This window comes from Streptococcus sanguinis (assembly GCF_013343115.1).
GTDB classification, from domain to species: domain Bacteria; phylum Bacillota; class Bacilli; order Lactobacillales; family Streptococcaceae; genus Streptococcus; species Streptococcus sanguinis_H.
Genome location: NZ_CP054570.1, coordinates 482,673 through 499,892, shown reverse-complemented (window position 1 = coordinate 499,892; position 17,220 = coordinate 482,673). Strand labels below are relative to the sequence as shown.

The 17,220-nt window shown below is 42.1% G+C and carries 14 protein-coding genes and 2 pseudogenes; all 16 read right to left on the bottom strand.

Annotated features, from left to right (window positions below; genetic code table 11):
- Positions 1–39: 39 nt before the first annotated feature.
- Positions 40–834, bottom strand: a complete 795-nt coding sequence (locus FOC72_RS02485) for a hypothetical protein (RefSeq protein ID WP_002894819.1) — start codon at positions 832–834, stop codon at positions 40–42.
- 154 nt (positions 835–988) lie between these two features.
- Positions 989–1,123 (bottom strand): hypothetical protein, encoded by a 135-nt coding sequence (locus tag FOC72_RS11645; RefSeq protein ID WP_002894817.1) that lies wholly within the window; start codon positions 1,121–1,123, stop codon positions 989–991.
- A complete protein-coding gene (locus tag FOC72_RS02480) occupies positions 1,120–1,878 on the bottom strand; it encodes a GNAT family N-acetyltransferase (protein ID WP_002894816.1) in 759 nt (252 codons plus the stop codon). Before FOC72_RS02480 ends, FOC72_RS11645 begins: the two co-directional genes overlap by 4 nt.
- A 4-nt stretch (positions 1,879–1,882) precedes the next feature.
- Entirely contained in the window at positions 1,883–2,581 is a 699-nt protein-coding gene (locus FOC72_RS02475; RefSeq protein ID WP_002894814.1) for a 3-oxoacyl-ACP reductase, read from the bottom strand.
- On the bottom strand, positions 2,574–2,810 hold the full coding sequence (locus FOC72_RS02470) for a DUF2829 domain-containing protein (protein ID WP_002899859.1): 237 nt from the start codon (positions 2,808–2,810) through the stop codon (positions 2,574–2,576). The genes FOC72_RS02475 and FOC72_RS02470 overlap by 8 nt, the downstream gene beginning before the upstream one ends.
- Positions 2,811–2,940: 130 nt before the next feature.
- A complete protein-coding gene (locus tag FOC72_RS02465) occupies positions 2,941–3,405 on the bottom strand; it encodes a GNAT family N-acetyltransferase (RefSeq protein ID WP_002894810.1) in 465 nt (154 codons plus the stop codon).
- A pseudogene (locus tag FOC72_RS02460) lies at positions 3,395–4,274 on the bottom strand (hypothetical protein). The gene FOC72_RS02465 and the pseudogene FOC72_RS02460 overlap by 11 nt, the downstream one beginning before the upstream one ends.
- Positions 4,275–4,293: 19 nt before the next feature.
- Positions 4,294–4,719 carry a GNAT family N-acetyltransferase gene (locus FOC72_RS02455; protein WP_002894805.1) on the bottom strand — a complete coding sequence of 142 codons (426 nt, stop codon included), beginning with the start codon at positions 4,717–4,719 and terminating at the stop codon, positions 4,294–4,296.
- A gap of 63 nt (positions 4,720–4,782) precedes the next feature.
- A complete protein-coding gene (locus FOC72_RS02450; RefSeq protein ID WP_002894804.1) occupies positions 4,783–5,793 on the bottom strand; it encodes a S41 family peptidase in 1,011 nt (336 codons plus the stop codon).
- Between the two features lie 71 nt (positions 5,794–5,864).
- Positions 5,865–6,133: pseudogene (locus FOC72_RS02445) on the bottom strand (hypothetical protein).
- 193 nt (positions 6,134–6,326) lie between these two features.
- A complete protein-coding gene (locus FOC72_RS02440; protein WP_002894801.1) occupies positions 6,327–6,833 on the bottom strand; it encodes a hypothetical protein in 507 nt (168 codons plus the stop codon).
- A 69-nt stretch (positions 6,834–6,902) separates the two neighbouring features.
- Positions 6,903–8,303 carry an amino acid permease gene (locus tag FOC72_RS02435; protein ID WP_002894800.1) on the bottom strand — a complete coding sequence of 467 codons (1,401 nt, stop codon included), beginning with the start codon at positions 8,301–8,303 and terminating at the stop codon, positions 6,903–6,905.
- 156 nt (positions 8,304–8,459) lie between these two features.
- Complete coding sequence (locus FOC72_RS02430) at positions 8,460–10,448, bottom strand: ABC transporter permease (RefSeq protein ID WP_002894799.1); 1,989 nt, start codon at positions 10,446–10,448, stop codon at positions 8,460–8,462.
- On the bottom strand, positions 10,448–11,209 hold the full coding sequence (locus tag FOC72_RS02425) for an ABC transporter ATP-binding protein (RefSeq protein WP_002894797.1): 762 nt from the start codon (positions 11,207–11,209) through the stop codon (positions 10,448–10,450). Before FOC72_RS02425 ends, FOC72_RS02430 begins: the two co-directional genes overlap by 1 nt.
- 178 nt (positions 11,210–11,387) lie before the next feature.
- Positions 11,388–11,519, bottom strand: coding sequence for a hypothetical protein (locus FOC72_RS11640; protein WP_009659231.1), 132 nt, complete (start codon positions 11,517–11,519; stop codon positions 11,388–11,390).
- A gap of 272 nt (positions 11,520–11,791) precedes the next feature.
- A complete protein-coding gene (locus FOC72_RS02415) occupies positions 11,792–17,011 on the bottom strand; it encodes a SpaA isopeptide-forming pilin-related protein (protein WP_002894793.1) in 5,220 nt (1,739 codons plus the stop codon).
- Positions 17,012–17,220 lie beyond the last annotated feature (209 nt).

The following is a 17,220-nucleotide window of genomic DNA, read 5'->3' as shown; positions in this document are numbered from 1 at the left end:
ATCTGCAACGAAAAAATTTTTGCACAAAAAAATCAGCCTTTAAACAGCTGATTTTGCTTCTTTTTCTTTGATTTTCTTTGGAAGATGGACTTTTGCTTTGCCATAGTCCTTGAAAACAGCCCGCTGCTTGAAGTAAATCAATTCTCCATCTAAGGCTGTATCTTCATCCAAATCCATGGTCATATCAATAGAGCGGATGGTCCGAGTCTTAGGGTCAACCACAAAGGCAACCTGACACTTCTCAATATCGATGGTCGTATCATAATGTTCATCATTATAAGCATAGTAGAAGGCATCGATAAGGTCATAGGCCAAATCACCTTCTGCTGTCACCGAAAACTCATAGCCCCCGTCCACTTTTTTCTTAGTCAGTTCTGACTCATTATCTACCATGACCTGCAGCAAAGCCTTAAAAGAGGACATGCCCGAATAGCCATCAATATGTTTCCGTGACTCAGTGTCATCAATGGTCTCAAATCCATCCTTTTCTTCCAAGTACATCCGATCTTCGCTGAAATAATGGGTCAGTTCTTGATCATCATAGGTTTCGTAAAGCTTAGCTAAATAAGGTGAATCTGAGACAGTCAGCTGTTTAACCGTCTTGGCTTTTCTTTTTTTGTTGCCTTCTAGATAAGTCGACTCAGACAGCCGATCCATGTAGAAACTATCATGATCGAATTTTTTCAAGGATGCATCCACTACAGCAGACAGCTTAAAGCGGGATTCAAGAGCTTCTGCGATTCCTTCAGGCTTAAAGTAAGTATAGAGAAAGGTTCCGCCAATCAGTACAAAGCAGACACAGCCGTAAATGATAAAAAAATGAACCTTCTTCAAAATCAATCCTCCTAGAAGCTTTCTGTCGTTTTATAGCTTTTATTATAAGCTTTTTTGGACCTATTTTCAATCTTTTTCAGAAACGGTCTTTGAAGACTGTAGCGAAAGAATTGCTAATTTGTTTTTCAAACTCTCAAAGTCATTGCCAAATGTATCAACAAGGCAAGTAGCTGTCCTGAAAATTCAGTTCTCCATTTTCCTTAGCATACAAACAGAAATCATCATCTAGCTTTTCCGACTTTACAGCCTGAATGATATCTTTTAAGTCATAGCTTTGGTTTTTCTTCATTGGTCAAAAGTCCCTTTCCATTCATAGGCCGGATAAACTCCTAGACTCTGATAGCCCAAGCTTTCTGCAACCTTCTTAGAAGCTTCATTATGCGCATCCCAGAGAGGAAAGAGTGAGCGGTTTTGGGCTTCTAGAATCATCTGGGCACCCAAGATTTTGGCCAAGCCTTGTCTTCGGTAGGCCGGCTTGGTAGCAATTTCAATCTCAAGGGCTCCATAATAGACCAATCCCGTTGATACAGCAGCGATGATTTCCTTCCCGGAATAGAGTAAAAAGCCAAAGCCACCCGCCGCTTGAAAATGGTCAAAATCGGAAAAGTCTCCCTGCAAATCCTGAGACCAGACTTCCTCAGCCAAACGCTCATAACTCTCCTTATCAATCGGACTAAGGTAGTAATTTGCTGGTAGCCTGCTCTGCCATTTCTCCAAAGCCTCTGTGTCAAAGGAAGCCCTGTCCGCAAAAGCATAACGAGTAAACTGCTGCAGATCAGTCTGACTATCGAGAAACTCTTGCCAGCTAGATTCCTCGGAGATAATGACCTTGTCAGCCAAGCTGTATTTTGTGATGTACTCTTGCCAAAAATAACAATCCACCTGACCAGCCGGAAAAATGAAATTTCCTAGTTGGTAAAGGCAAGATGTCTCAGGCGCATTCATGAAGAACTGTCCTAGGCCAGCATCCAAACCGTAAAGTACCATATTTTGGGCCCAGGTTTGGAAAAGGTTCTTAGCTTTTTCATTGTTTTCATTATTCATTTACTTACTTCAAACTCCAGCCACCGTCGATTTTGATAATCTCACCCTGCATAGCAGCTGCCTTGCCACTGGCTAGAAAGAGGCTAACATTAGCTATTTCCTGAGGGTCTAACCAGCGCTTGATCGGCGTTTCCTCAGCAACCCAGTCTGCCAGTCCGTCTGGCTCAAAATCTGCGGCAGTCATAGCTGTCTTGACAGCGCCCGGCGCCAGGCCAAACACTTGGATATTTTTATCCGCATAATCCAAGGCTATCTGCTTGGTCAGGCCAGCCAGAGCATGCTTAGAGGCTGTATAGGCAGCACCGCCGCCGCCAGCCAGAAAGCTAGCAATCGAGCACATGTTAATGATTATACCGGACTTTTTCTCCAGCATTTTCTGCAGGTAAAAGCGAGTAATTTTCATAGTCGCGGTCAGATTAAGCGCAAAAATCTGCTCCCAGTCCTCGTCACTGGTCTCGTGCAGGGGATGATAATCGTCCAAGATACCTGCTGTATTACAGAGAATGTCCACCTCAGGTAAGCTGGTGAAGAGCGGTGTCAAATCCCCTGTCAAATCCATCTTGACAAAACGAAGTTCATTGAGAAAAACAGGATTTTCATCCTTATCCACCCCATAAACCCGGTAGCCATTTTCCAAAAAGGTCAGAACCTGAGCTCGGCCAATGCCAGAGCTAGCTCCCGTAACTAGTACCGTCTTAGTCATCTACTTCCACCCAATCTGTCGCGAGGACATCACAAGGAGTCGGACTCCACATGGAGAAGCCCTCCCCCTCACCTGAAACATTGATGAGGAAATAAGGTGTCACTTCGAGAGCTACACCATTCTGCTCAATCGTATCAAAGAGCTGGACGTAGTTTTCCGCCCCACCCCAGCCTGTACGCACATATTTTTTCTTGGCCTTAAGGCCAGGTAAAATCTCTTCAAATGTCATGGTTTTCTCCTTTTGTTTATTGGTAATCATTGACAAATTCCCTGCTAGCCGCCAGTAGTCATAAGTATATTGAACGACTTTTTCTTGACTGTCAACAAGTTTTTCTGTTGCTTTGCAACAAAGTCTAAAATTAGGTGTTTTTTTCCATCTCCACAAAGAGATGAATATCACCATTGCTTTCCTGCGGGATGCGCCTCACCACTTCAAAGCCCATGTTGAGATAAAGCTGTTGGGCTCGGTGATTGAAATCAGCCACGGATAAACTTATGACTTGGGGCGCAAAATTTTCCATAATAAAGTCCAGAATTTCCTGCAGAAATCCACCGCCCTGACCTTTTCCGCAATGCTCCGGCTTCATCCCCAAACCAAGCTCCAAAGTTCGCTCTCCTTTCTGCTCTAAGCAGAAAAATCCATAGAGTTTCTCTTCTCGCATAACTTGATAATAACGGTCCCCACGCGCTATTGGGGAAATCATTTCTTCATAATCCTCCAAGTCATTTTTCATATCATAAAAATCATAAGGCGCCTCATAATGCCAATCATTGGCAATTTCTAAAGCATGCTGCTGAGTTAGTGGTTCAATTTTATTGCTCATATTTTTTCACCTCCTCAGGGTGGGCTTCTCGCCATGCTAAATAGTCATCAAATGACTTGATTTGTGTTTTCTCACCTGTTGCAGAATCTGTCGCATACACCTCCATCACATCCTGTCCCTTAGGTGCAAACCAATGCAAAAGGTTGTCAAACCATTCTTTCTGATTATACTGTTTAGGCCGGAAATAAAGTCGAGTCATATCCTTCATATTCTTAGCGACTTCTGTCCTCCGAAGATGGTATCTAGCTAACTGATTTTCTAGACTATCAGAAAGACCACCTGGAAGAAAACTCACTTCATTTCTATATGGATCATCTTTTATCGTAGAAATTATTTTCGCCTCTATATCTTCCGTACTTAGTTTTTCTTTCTCTACATCAAACCAAAATTCTTTCTCACTATAACTATGATTTTGATAACTCCTTAATTCTCTAGAAAAATAATCTTTCCCGTTCCCATAGTAGTCAGAGCACTTCGTCATTACGATATCCCTCAGAGGGATTAATAAAAGAATATAAATCTATTTCCTTTTTATCTAGCTCAGTACTGTTTAAATCATAGCTAATGATTTTATAAAATTCATCTTTTCCAATTGGCGGAGATTCTTGACCTGATTTTAGATCAAGTGAATGGACGGCGATGGTTGAAACATAATTTTGTCCATAGTAAATATGACCATAATTATCTTTCTCCCCTACAGCGACCAATACAAACTTATTATTATCGAAAAGCTGAATGCTTTTGAATTTTGTTTCTTGTCTATTAATATAATTTTTAGTATTTGTTTTAATAATCCATAAGGAGAGTAGAGCTAAAGCTCCCAACAAGAGAATACTCAATAATACATACACTATCTTCTTTTTTTTCATGACCGTCTCCTTAGTTTCTCTAAAATCCCCAATAAAATCGTTTCTGGTCTGCTTTTTCGCTGCAGCCGAGGCTGCGATAAAATTCATGGGCTGCGGAGCGGGAAATGCCTGAATTAATCCGAATTCCTGTGTAGCCTGCTGCTTTTCCCTCTTCACGCAAAGCTTGCATCAGCGCTCTGCCATGTCCCTGCCCTTGAAAATCCTGAGCGACGGCCAAAGCCAAGAGATTGAGCAAGGACGGGAAATAGAGACAGTCGTAGCTAGCAGCATGAGCATAGCCTATGACCTGACCGTCTTCTTCAACTACCAAAATCAAATGCTGGTCACTCTCTAGTAACCTCTTTAGTTGAGCCTCCGTCGCTTCCCTATCGAAGTCATAACCCAAGCACTCTGCATTAAGCCGCTGAATGGCTACGGCATCTCTTAGTTTTACTTTACGAATCATTTGTCACCTCGTTCTTCTCTTTATTATAGCAGAAAAGCAGTCTCTTTGACTGCTTTCAATGAACTATTCTCCTAACTGTTCCTTCAACCAAGACTCCGCCTCTTCTAAAGGCTGGTCTGTTTGGATATCGGGCTGAATTGCCTCATTCTCATAAAGCTTACCCGTGCGATCTAAGATACTCGAGGTAGTCAAGAGCAAAACCGCTCCATCATACAGTTGATAATAATTATTTCCCGTAGTATAGCTTGCCGTTGGCTGACCAAATATTTTGACGTTTTCCAGTCCCTTAAAAGCTAAAACAGTCATTTCTCCTGAGCTGCCTGTCTTCCCATTGATAAGGACGGCTATTTGCACTTTCTTTGCTTTCTCATCAGTCTGTTCCAGACCAAGCTGCTTCAGAACATCTGATCGCGAAACCGCGCTCTTGCTTCCATTTTTTTCAACGAATTGGAAGAGATCTTCATCAGGCAAAAGAGAGGACAGGCCCGCAATCATCGGATACATATTCCCGCCGGTATTATCTCTCAAATCCACAAGAACTGCCTGATAATCATCCTTTTTAAGAGCTGCTGACAGTTTGTTGGCATAAGTCTTCGCCGCTTGTGCATCACCGGTAAAAGCAGGAACTTTTAAATAGAGAATCCCCTCCCGATTCTGCACTTCAGGCTGATTTTTGCTTTCTGGACTATTTTCGGGATTATCCTGTGGGCTTAAAAAATAAGAATGCTTCCCGCCAGCCTCTTTGGTTAATTCTTCCAAGACGGGATAGGTATCTTGATAAGTCTTGGCTGATTCAAGCTTCTCCAAGGCTTTCTTCTTCTCATTTTCCCAATCTTTGTCCGTATAAAGACCGAAATCAAGCTTTTTTACAACCGAGCGAGCATAGTCCTGCGGACTTGGTGGAAAAAGAAAAATTCCATAGTCTGGACCAAAGTAGGCTAGAAAACCTATTAAAAGAGCAAGCAAAACCAGTACTGTTCCCAAGCAACCTAAAAGGACTTTTTTCATAATCACGCAACCTTTCTTGTTAGGATTCCTGATCTGATTATAGCAAAATAGAGACACGTTTTCCATGTCTCTACCTTACATTTATCATCGTCAATCTTACATTTTTGTAAGATTATTTCGTTTAAATCTACAGAAGTTTATTTCCATTTCTCACTCTTGGAGAATGCAATCATTAAACCAGACCCAGCCAGAACTGCCAGAATAACAAGACAGATATTTTCAGTGGATAGAGCCAGTCTTTATTTTTCTCATGCCAAGTTGTCTTCCAAAGCCGAACATAATCAGCATGCATATCTTCAGGCTGGTTCAGTTGGATATTGATCACAATCGCTAGTAAGATCAGGGCAAGCAAAGCAAGGGCAAAGAGCCAGATTTTCTTCTTTTGGGTTAGGTTAAGTTTTTTCATTCTTTTCTCCTTCTATTAGTTCAAATTCTATCTCTTTGTCTCCACTAACTTCTATACCTCTGAAAAACAAGACTATTCCAAGAAAAATAGGTAGTAAAAGAAAGAATCTGGGCTGAGTAAAAAACATAACAAATAAGACTATACTTGACAAAGTGCCAATTACCAATAATTGACGAATACTAAACCGTTTCATTTACCATACCTCTATTCCGTTGGGCAATTTTTTAATAGGCTCTTTTGTTCTTACTTTTCCAATCAAGCTAAGTTTGCAACCTTTTTTATTTAGAAAAAATTCAAGTCGTTTCTTTCTATAATACTTTACAAGAAACATAGCAAGAACCATCGTTCCTATTGTCACACCAATATTTACAAGACCAGTTCCGATATTCATTGGTCGATTTACTGGCCCAAAGAAAAAATCTAGCGGAATTATTTTTCTCAGCATTCTAGCCAAGATAAGACCTATGGAAGTTCCTGCAATAGCAGGTAGATTATTTGATTTGTTTAAAAATTCAGTATGCGGTATGAAAGAATAGGCTGTTTGATAAACCTTTCTAAAACAGCCACAGGACATCGTTCCATTTCTCTCCACGAGATATTCCTGCCCATTATCAGAAATTATTAAGAACCATCCGAGAAAAGCTTTCTTACCATTCAAAGAGATATTATAGCATCGGCCTTTTATACAATTTTTCTTCATAAAACTCTTTCTGCTTTGTTTATAGTTACCAAGTTCCTACACTTCATCTTCTCGACCAATCTCTACACCCTACTCCTCTTTTACAGCGATTTCTGAGTTTCTATAGCCATAGAATGCATAGATGAGACTTCCCAGCGCTAGGGCAATTCCAAAGGCTTGCCAGGTTTCCTTGGTATACTGGGTCATGAAGGACAGGCAGATGATAATGGACAAAATCGGTGTCAGAGGTACCAGAGGCGTTTTGAATTCTCCAGCTTTTGGCATTCCCTGATCTTTCCGCAATTTCAAGACAGCAAGTGCCAATAAAATCAGATAGGCCAAGGTACAGATATTGAGGAAAGAAGCGATGCTAGCCAAGGGGAAGATACCGGCACAGACAGCTGAGGCAATCCCTACCAGAATCGTTGCATTCTTTGGAACCCGACTGGTCTCTGTCAATTTCTTGAAAGAGCGAGGCAAGAGACCATCACGCGCAATACTGTAAATCATCCGCGACAGGGCGTAGGTCATGGAGATACAGACCGTAATCAGAGTCAAAATAGCGACGACAGAGATATAGTTAGCCGCCCAGCCAAGTCCGACACTGCGCAGGGCAAAGGCCACCGCATCAGAAACATCCAGCTTGCTATAGTGGACAATCCCGGTTAAGACCAAGGTCACCAAAATGTAGAGAATGGTCACGATGCTCAAGGACAAAACAATCCCGCGCGGAACGTTCTTTTGGGGCTCCTTAATTTCATCGACCGCCATGGAAATGGACTCAAAGCCTAGAAAAGCAAAGAACATGAGTGAAGCTCCAGCCATGATGCCGACCTTCCCACCATAAATTTCTCCAAAGCCAAATGGTGCAAAGTTAGACCAATTTTCTGGTTTGATGAAGAAAAATCCTGCAATAATAAAGAGTGCCAAGGCTGAGAATTTCAGAACCACCAAGGCTGAGTTGAAGCGCAGGGCGGCCTTTGAGTTCAAAAGGACAACCCCCGTAACAAAGGCCAAGACCAGAATAGGCAGCAAGTCCACATAAGTACCTGCTTTTGGATTGAAGGTACCATTCAGAGCTGCCGGCAGCTGGATACCAAAGCCGCTCAGCAAGCCCTTCAGATAAGAACCCCAGCCAGAGGCAACACCTGAAATAGCGGTCATGAACTCCATGATGGTCAGCCAGCCAGCCAGCCAAGCAGGAAATTCTCCCAGAACCGCATAAATATAACTATAGGCTCCGCCATTGGCCGGAATCCGTGAGGCAAACTCAGCGTAAAAAAGGGCCGAAATACTCACACAAAGAGCTGAAATGACAATCGAAACAGTCAGAGCAGGTCCAGCATATTTGGCCGCTCCAGTCCCTGTGATGGTAAAAATCCCAGTTCCTACCATTGCTCCAATACCAAGCAAAATCAGATCAGGAATTTTCAAGTGACGGCGCATGCCCGTTCTATCCTTGCTGGCATCTTTTTTTCTAAAAATATTCATCTATTCTTATTCTCCTAATTGCATTAACGCCCTATTTTATCATATTTCCTCCCTTTTAGGAATCCTTCTCAGAAATTTACCGAAAAGAAAGGCTGAGAAAAATCTCAGCCTAAGTCTTTAAAATAAATGAAAGGTATATGATGCCTGTCTCTGCTATCACATAGCCACAATTTTACGATAGCTGCGAGATGTGATGAGAAAGACACCGACATATACTGCAATAAACAGAGCGCAAACACCCAGAGTCACCACTAACATGAGTGTGGCATTCAGCACCCCTAAAGCAGATAAAATCAAGCTCAACATGTGATAGGCAAATGCCAAATGAAGAAAAGCAAAGATTAGTGGTAGGAAAAAGACTATCAGAATTTGCCTACGAATCGTTTTCTTAATTTGTTTTTCGTCCAATCCAACCTTTTGTAAAATAACAAAGCCTTCTCGATCTTCATAGCCTTCAGAAATCTGCTTGTAGTAGATGATAAGAACAGTTCCAAGCATAAAAACGATTGATAAGAAAATTCCAATAAAGAACATACCACCTAGCATTCCTTTTATTTCTTGCTTATCGAAGGCTGTCACCGAACCATAAATACCTTGATTTTCAGGTAAGGTGGTATTAAAACTGCTTAGCTTTTCTTGGTATGCTTCTTTGAGTTTTCTCTGTTCTTCTTTTGGAAGCTTGAGATTTAATCCTCCATAATAGTTAACATTGACAGCGTAATCGTTCATCAATGAAGAAAAGATTTGACTCGGATTTTTAGCTACCATATAGATTTTTTCAGGCACTATCATATTCATCGGATCGGGTAGATTACCGAAAACGAAATCTTCTTTTAATTTTTTCTTGATTTTTAAATTTTTATCAGCTAGCTGTAAATCTTTTTTGCTGTCTAGTTCCAGTCCTTGCTCAAATATGGCTATTTCATCATCTTTAAGCTGAAGACTTTGACCCGTCATTCCTTGATAATCACTCTCAGAAATGGCCAAAATATAAAGATTTGGAGTGAATGATTTCTGTCCCTTAGAATAAATATCTAGCTGATTACCAGCTCGGCTTCTAACTCCTATCGTATAATACTGGTAAATAACTTTTTTACTAATCTGCAGCTGCTGCTCTTGAACAAACTCTGTCAAAGCTTGATCCAGCACCTCACCTGTTATTTCTTTTCCTTGGATACTGAAATCATGCGGGAACATGGCATTCTGCATATAATCACCACCAGCATAAATGTTAGCTCCACCAGATAAGGTAACCAGAACCATTGTCGACAAAATAGAAATCGTCGCTAAACCGATTGCATTTTTCTTCATTCGAAAAATTAGATTAGATACCGAAATCATGTTATCAGGCTGATAATAAAACGTCTTCTTCTTTTTCAAAAATTGCAAGAAAACAGTTGTTCCTGCATTAAAAAGCAGATAAGTCCCTAGAATAACAAAAAGTACGGCCACGAAGAAAATGATAATGGCTGCCATCGGATTAGATACACCTAAAGCAAGATAATAGCCAAAAGCGAGAGAAGACATACCAATAATAGTTTGCAAGAGTAAAAAGCGACTCTTTTTCTCCCCGCTATTTTTTTCTTTGACTAATTGCAGAGCATCAAACTTTCTTAAGTAAAAGCCGTTTTTAATTAGCAAACAGAAAAATACAAAAGCATAGAAAATGATAATCAATACCAATACAAAAGGTTGAAATGTCGAAACTAGAACCACCTTGGTACCCATGAGCTTGAGCAAAAAGGCATAAATCAACTGGTCAAAGAGAAGACCTATAGTCAGCCCCAAGCTTACAGCCACTAGCCCGAAGATTAGTAGCTCAATAAAGGTCATAACAAAGAGATGACTCTTATTAAGACCTAGCATACCATAAAGCCCTAGCTCCTTGGAGCGATTCTTCATAACAAATTGATTGGCATAAAAGACAATAATTCCAGCTGTGATGTTTACAATAACAACCCCTAGGACCAAAACGAGGATAACAGAGCTGGCACCTGTCATTTTGGATAGATTGGGATTAAAAGCCAAGGAGTTGAAAATATAAGAAATGGCTACAGCCACACAGGTAGCCAGTGCAAACGGATAATAGAGACGGCGGTTCTTAATCAGATTGGATACCGCCAATTTTGCTGCTAATCGAAACACTAGTCCTTCACCTCACTTGCCATAACTGTCAGAGTGTCAGAAATCTCTTGGAACATCTGCCGCTCAGTCTTGTCACCGCGGAAGATTTGATTATAAAGAATCCCATCCTTGATAAAGAGCACCCGCTTGGCGCGGCTAGCTGCTGCCGTTGAGTGGGTCACCATGAGAATGGTTTGACCGCGGGCATTAATATCATCAAAGACATCAAGCAGAGCTGCCGAAGATTTGGAATCCAAAGCTCCCGTCGGCTCGTCCGCCAGCAGAATCTCAGGGTCTGTGATGATGGCCCGAGCCACTGCTACCCGCTGCTTTTGACCACCAGAAATCTCATAAGGAAACTTCTCTTGTAGCTTGTTAATCCCTAGCTCATTGCAAGTCGTAACCAGCTTTTGCATCATCTCGGTAATGGGACGACGAGAGAGGACTAGCGGCAGAAGAATATTATCCTTGACTGATAGGGTGTCCAGCAGGTTGAAATCCTGAAAGACAAATCCTAATTTTTCTCGGCGGAAACTGGAAGCCTGGCTGTTTTTGATGGTTGCTGTGTCAGTTCCGTTGAGAAAGACGCGGCCCTCAGTCGGCTTGTCCAGCATGGCTAGGATGTTGAGCAGGGTGGATTTCCCAGAGCCTGACTCCCCCATGATGGCGACATACTCGCCTTTTTCTACCGTAAAGTGAATGTCTTTCAGTGCCTCTACTTGGCTGCCCTGAAAGCGAGTTTTATAAATCTTTTTCACGTGTTGTACGTCTAATAATGTCATACTCGAACCTCTTCTTTATTTAACTTGATACTACTATCATACCGGAAAGACAGACAAGTTTCCATAACCTAATCTTTCATTTTGCCTGCCAATCTTACATTTTTGTCATCTTGTGCTCCAAGTCGGATAAAGAGAAAAGTCAACTGACCTTTCTCTCATCCTTAAATACTGGAAACTATCAGTGGCTGTACTGCAGCCAGAAATAATATTGACTGGAAGCACAGCCTAGGCGAGTCTTCTCGATTTCTTCCTTGGAAATCTTTTGAGCTTTAGGTTTACTTTGGCGATGGTTAAAAAGATTGATTTTCATAGCAAGCCTCCTTCTTGAAATCTGATTATTAGTTTGGAAGACGTTTATCTTCTTTTTCTTTACACTTATAGGATACCGAATTCCCAGGCTAGCTGCCATAAGATAACCTTTCATTTTAGCCTTTAAACTTACATTTTTGTCACTTATAAAAAATAGTTTTCGATTGCCCTTAAACTGCATCAATAGGCATAAATTCAACGATGTATATCGGCTTCTTTCATCAAGCGCATAAAAAAACAAGCGTCAATGTTCATTGACACTTGTTTTCTGTTTTATTTTTTGAAACGGATCCCGAAATAAACCCCACAACCAACTATCAGAATCAGACCGAAAGCAAGTAGCGTAAAGCTGATTTCTGTACCTGTGAAAGGCAGAATTTTCTTCGTCTTCCCCTTATCTCCAGGTTTATCTTGGTCTTTTTCTATTGGTTTATCTTGATTTGATTTTTTCGGATCTGGTTCATCTGTTTTTTTAGACGGATCCTTGTCTGGGCCAGTCGGTTTCGTTTGGTCAGTTACGACTAACTTCCCATCCTTGTATTCTACTGTATTTCCATTGGCATTTACGACTGTTACTGTGCCATCGAGATTCACTTGGAACACGATGTCGGTAACAGCTAGGTAACCGGTTGGGGCTGCAGCTTCATGGAAGGTATATATCCCAGGAGCTAATCCAAGCTCATGCGATGTATTTGCTTCTGAAGTCCATTTTGCTACAGGATTGCCAGTTGCCTCTTTGCCTTGGAAAATTTGAATCTCTGCACCAGCAATCTCAGTACCGCCGAGGTTGACCTTACTGAAGGTTACCTTACGTGGAAGATTATCGTCCTTATCCGTTACTGTAACAGTTGAGCCGTTGGTTACGACCTTGTTCTCTTCACCCTTGGAGTCTTTCTCACCAACATTTGTTACTTCTACTGTTCCGTCAGTTTTTACTTGGAAAGTAATGTCTGTCACTTTGAGGTAGCCGGTTGGTGCCGCTTCCTCATGGAAGGTGTAAGTACCTGGAGTCAAGTTCAATTCTTTAGACTTACCAGCTTCAGATGTCCAGCTTTCTACTGCTTGGCCTTCTGCCTTGTTGCCCTTGTAGATCTTGATTTGAGCTCCTGCGATTTCTGTACCACCAAGGTTTACTTTACTGAAAGTAATCGCTTTGGGACTATCATCGTCTTTATCCGTTACTGTAACAGTTGAGCCGTTGGTTACGACCTTGTTCTCTTCACCCTTGGAGTCTTTCTCTCCGACATTGGTCACTTCCACCGTTCCATCATGTTTGACTTGGAATGTGATGTCCGTTACTTTGAGGTAACCCGTTGGAGCCGCTTCCTCATGGAAGGTATAAGTGCCAGGTGCCAAGTTGATGTACTTAGACTTACCTGCTTCGGATGTCCAGCTTTCGACTGCGTTTCCTTCAGCTTTCTCGCCCTTGTAAATCTTGATCTCAGCACCGGCGATTTCAGCACCACCGAGGTTGACTTTGCTGAATGTCACCTTACGTGGGAGATCATCGTCCTTGTCGGTAATAGTTACTGTTGAACCATTGGTTGCAACGGTGTTAGCTTCGCCCTTAGCGTCTTTTTCTCCTACGCTAGTCACTTCCACTGTACCGTCATACTTGACTTGGAATGTGATGTCGGTAACCTTAAGGTAACCGGTTGGGGCTGCCTCCTCATGGAAGGTGTAAGTGCCAGGTACTAAATTTATATCCTTAGACTTACCAGCTTCAGAAGTCCAGCTTTCGACTGCTGTGCCTTCAGCCTTGTTGCCCTTGTAGATCTTGATTTGAGCTCCTGCGATTTCTGTACCACCAAGGTTTACTTTACTGAAAGTAATCGCTTTGGGACTGTCATCGTCTTTATCGGTTACAGTTAGAGTTGCACCATTCGCTACAACACGGTTGTCTTCACCCTTAGAGTCTTTCTCTCCGACATTGGTCACTTCTACTGTTCCGTCAGTTTTCACTTTGAAAGTGATGTCGGTCACTTTGAGGTAGCCTGTTGGAGCGGCTTCCTCATGGAAGGTATAAGTACCAGGTGCTAAGTTGATGTCTTTAGACTTACCAGCTTCGGATGTCCAGCTTTCAACTGCATCGCCTTCAGCTTTCTCGCCCTTGTAAATCTTGATCTCAGCACCGGCAATTTCAGTACCGCCAAGGTTGACCTTACTGAAGGTCACCTTACGTGGGAGATCATCGTCCTTGTCAGTCACTGCAACAGTTGAACCGTTTGTCGCTACGGTGTTAGCTTGGCCCTTAGCGTCCTTCTCACCAACATTGGTCACTTCCACTGTGCCGTCATGTTTGACTTGGAAGGTGATATCCGTTACTTTGAGGTAGCCCGTTGGTGCGGCTTCCTCATGGAAGGTATAAGTACCGGGTGCTAAGTTGATGTCCTTAGACTTACCAGCTTCGGATGTCCAGCTTTCTACTGCTTGGCCTTCAGCTTTTTCGCCCTTGTAAATCTTGATTTGAGCACCGGCAATCTCAGTACCGCCTAGGTTTACTTTACTGAAAGTCACCTTACGCGGGAGATCATTATCCTTATCGGTTACTGTAACAGTCGAACCATTTGTCGCAACGGTGTTAGTTTCGCCCTTAGAGTCTTTCTCGCCAACATTGGTCACTTCCACTGTACCATCATGCTTGACTTGGAAGGTGATGTCGGTCACTTTGAGGTAGCCTGTTGGAGCGGCTTCCTCATGGAAGGTATAAGTACCTGGTGCCAAGTTAAGGTCTTTGGACTTGCCAGCTTCTGAAGTCCAGCTTTCTACTGCTTGGCCTTCAGCTTTATCGCCTTTGTAGATCTTAATCTCTGCACCGGCAATTTCAGTACCACCTAGGTTAACCTTACTAAAGGTAATCTTACGCGGTAGGTCATCATCTTTGTCAGTCACCGTAACAGTTGAACCATTAGTTGCAACGGTGTTAGATTCACCCTTAGCGTCTTTCTCGCCAACATTAGTCACTTCCACTGTTCCGTCTGTTTTGACTTGGAAAGTGATGTCGGTTACTTTGAGGTAACCTGTTGGTGCGGCTTCCTCATGGAAAGTGTAAGTGCCAGGTGCTAAGTTGATGTCCTTAGACTGATTAGCCTCGGAAGTCCAGCTTTCAACGGCTGCACCTTCAGCTTTGTCTCCCTTGTAGATCTTAATCTCTGCGCCAGCAATCTCAGTACCGCCGAGGTTGACCTTACTGAAAGTAATGGCTTTCAGACTATTGTCCTCTTTATCGGTTACAGTAAGAACCAAGCCATTTGCTTCAACAGAATCTGTTGCACCTTTAGCATCAACTGTAATGGTACCATCAAAATGAACTGTGAACTTAATATCTTCTACAGCTACAAATCCAGCAGGAGCAAGGCTTTCTTTCAGAGAATAGGTCCCTGGAGCTAACTTAACCACCTTAGATGCGTTGGCTTCGGATGTCCACTCTGCAAGAGGCTTAGCTTCAGGACGAATCTGACTGCCTTTGTAGAGTTTCAATTTCGCACCAGGGATTTCCTTCCCGTTTGGATCTACTTTCTTGATCGCCACATCACGTTCTGAGTCGTCATCCTTGTCTGTTACCTTCAAGGTTGCTCCGTCAGTCACAACTTTATTGTTTTCACCTTTGGAGTCTTTCTCACCGACATTGGTCACTTCTACTGTGCCGTCATGTTTGACTTGGAATGTGATGTCGGTCACTTTGAGGTAACCGGTTGGAGCTGCTTCCTCATGGAAGGTATAAGTACCGGGTGCTAAGTTGATGTCCTTAGACTGATTAGCTTCGGATGTCCAGCTTTCAAGAGCTTGACCCTGAGCTTTGTTGCCCTTGAAAATCTTAATTTGAGCACCAGCAATCTCAGTACCACCTAGGTTGACCTTACTGAAGGTAATGGCTTTAGGACTATTGTCCTCCTTGTCGGTAATCGTCAGAATTGAGCCTGCTGCTTGAACAGTATCTTCTGCTCCTTTTTTCACAAGAGCAACAGTGCCATTAGCACCTACTGTAAATGTGATGTCTTCTACATATTGATAACCAGCAGGAGCATTCGCTTCAGTCAGTGTATAGGTTCCTGGAGACAATTTTATCACTTTAGAAGTATTTTCTTCTGAAGTCCAGTCTGCAACAGGAGCTTCTTCCTGATCAACATGATCACCTTTATAGATTTTCAGTTGCGCACCAGGAATTTCTTTCCCGTTTGGATCTACTTTTTTGAAAGTTACATCCTGCTCGGTTACCGTCTTCTTATTGACGATCTCGCGCGATACAGATTTGTCTGTTCCAAAATCCTGGGAACCAATCTTAATTTCCTCAGTTAATTTATCATATCCTGTAGGAGGAGTCACTTCACGGATGGTATAATCATCGCGCAACAAGTCACCCAAGTTGGCATTCCCGTTAGAATCTGTGGTTAATTTTCCGACAACTGCTCCGCTTCGATCACGAACAACTTCAAATTCTGCACCTTGCAGGTTCTCACCATTTTCATTAACCTTATGAAGCTTAATAGTGAAAACATAGCCTTCTCCAACACCGCCGGCAATCTGATAAGAGCGATTTTCAGCTGATGTCGTTGTTTGACCACCGTTATAGGTCATGGTAGCACTATTGGAAACACGCTCACCATCAACAAGATCGTAATCTGCTTTTGTCTTATAGTCCAGCAAATACCCGAAACCATCCATGTCGCCAAGATCAATCGTGAATCCATCACCAGCGGCATTTTCCGTAATTTTTGATTGGAAATTAGCTGTCACGTCTTCTGTTGAATCCCGCACCCAATCTCCATTATTCCAGCGCCAAGCAATTTTATAGACTCGAATTGAGTCTCTCATGATTTTAAAATTAGGCGAGGTAATCTTGTCAGTTATCGTTACATCGGTATAATGTTCCATATTGCGGTTAATCGCAATATTGTAATGAACTTCATTCTTACCGTCTTCTGCTGCCTGATAAGAGCTCTTCTCAATTTTTGAGTCATATCTTTTGGGTGGTCCATTATAATGGACGATTCCCGGATACAACATCCGACCTCCTACGGTAAATCCACCATTCAAGTCACCTTCTTGTCTCACAACATCATGGTCAACTCGTGCATAGAAGAAGAATTCTCCTTGGACACCAGACTTTTGCTCAACATAATTTGTATAGGTCAAAGTAATGGTCTTGTTGGTTGAATCCAAAAATCCATTTGCAACTACATTATCCGAGCTGTCCTTAAGTTCAATAGCTGAAGAGTTCCCAAAAGCATACTCAGAAGGCAAGGTGATTGTTGTCGTGTCCCCTTGATGTACTTGGTTATCCGGCAAGACAAACTTTGCGTAAACTCGAAAAGTTTCCCAAATATCAACCCCCTGCGTTAATTCTCCACCAGAAGAATTCTTTATACTCATCTCCGTGATAGCATTACCAATCTCAGCTGCTTGCACCTGAGTCAGTGGAGCCAAAGATGGCAGAATTACTCCTAAAAAAAGAATAATAAGGTGGAGCAATGCTCTAATCCTTTTGTTCATGCAATTTTCCTTTCTCACAATATTCAGTTTTAAATGTACAATGTAATTGTATACTAACTGAGCTTCCCCATCTTGTCAGTGCCCGCTTTCTAGAAAGCGAACATTTATAGATACATTACATCTACATTTTATCATACTATAAGAAAAATGGCTATACACAAAAGGAGATTTTTTTTTACATTTGTTTACCTTTTTGTCATTTAGAAAAG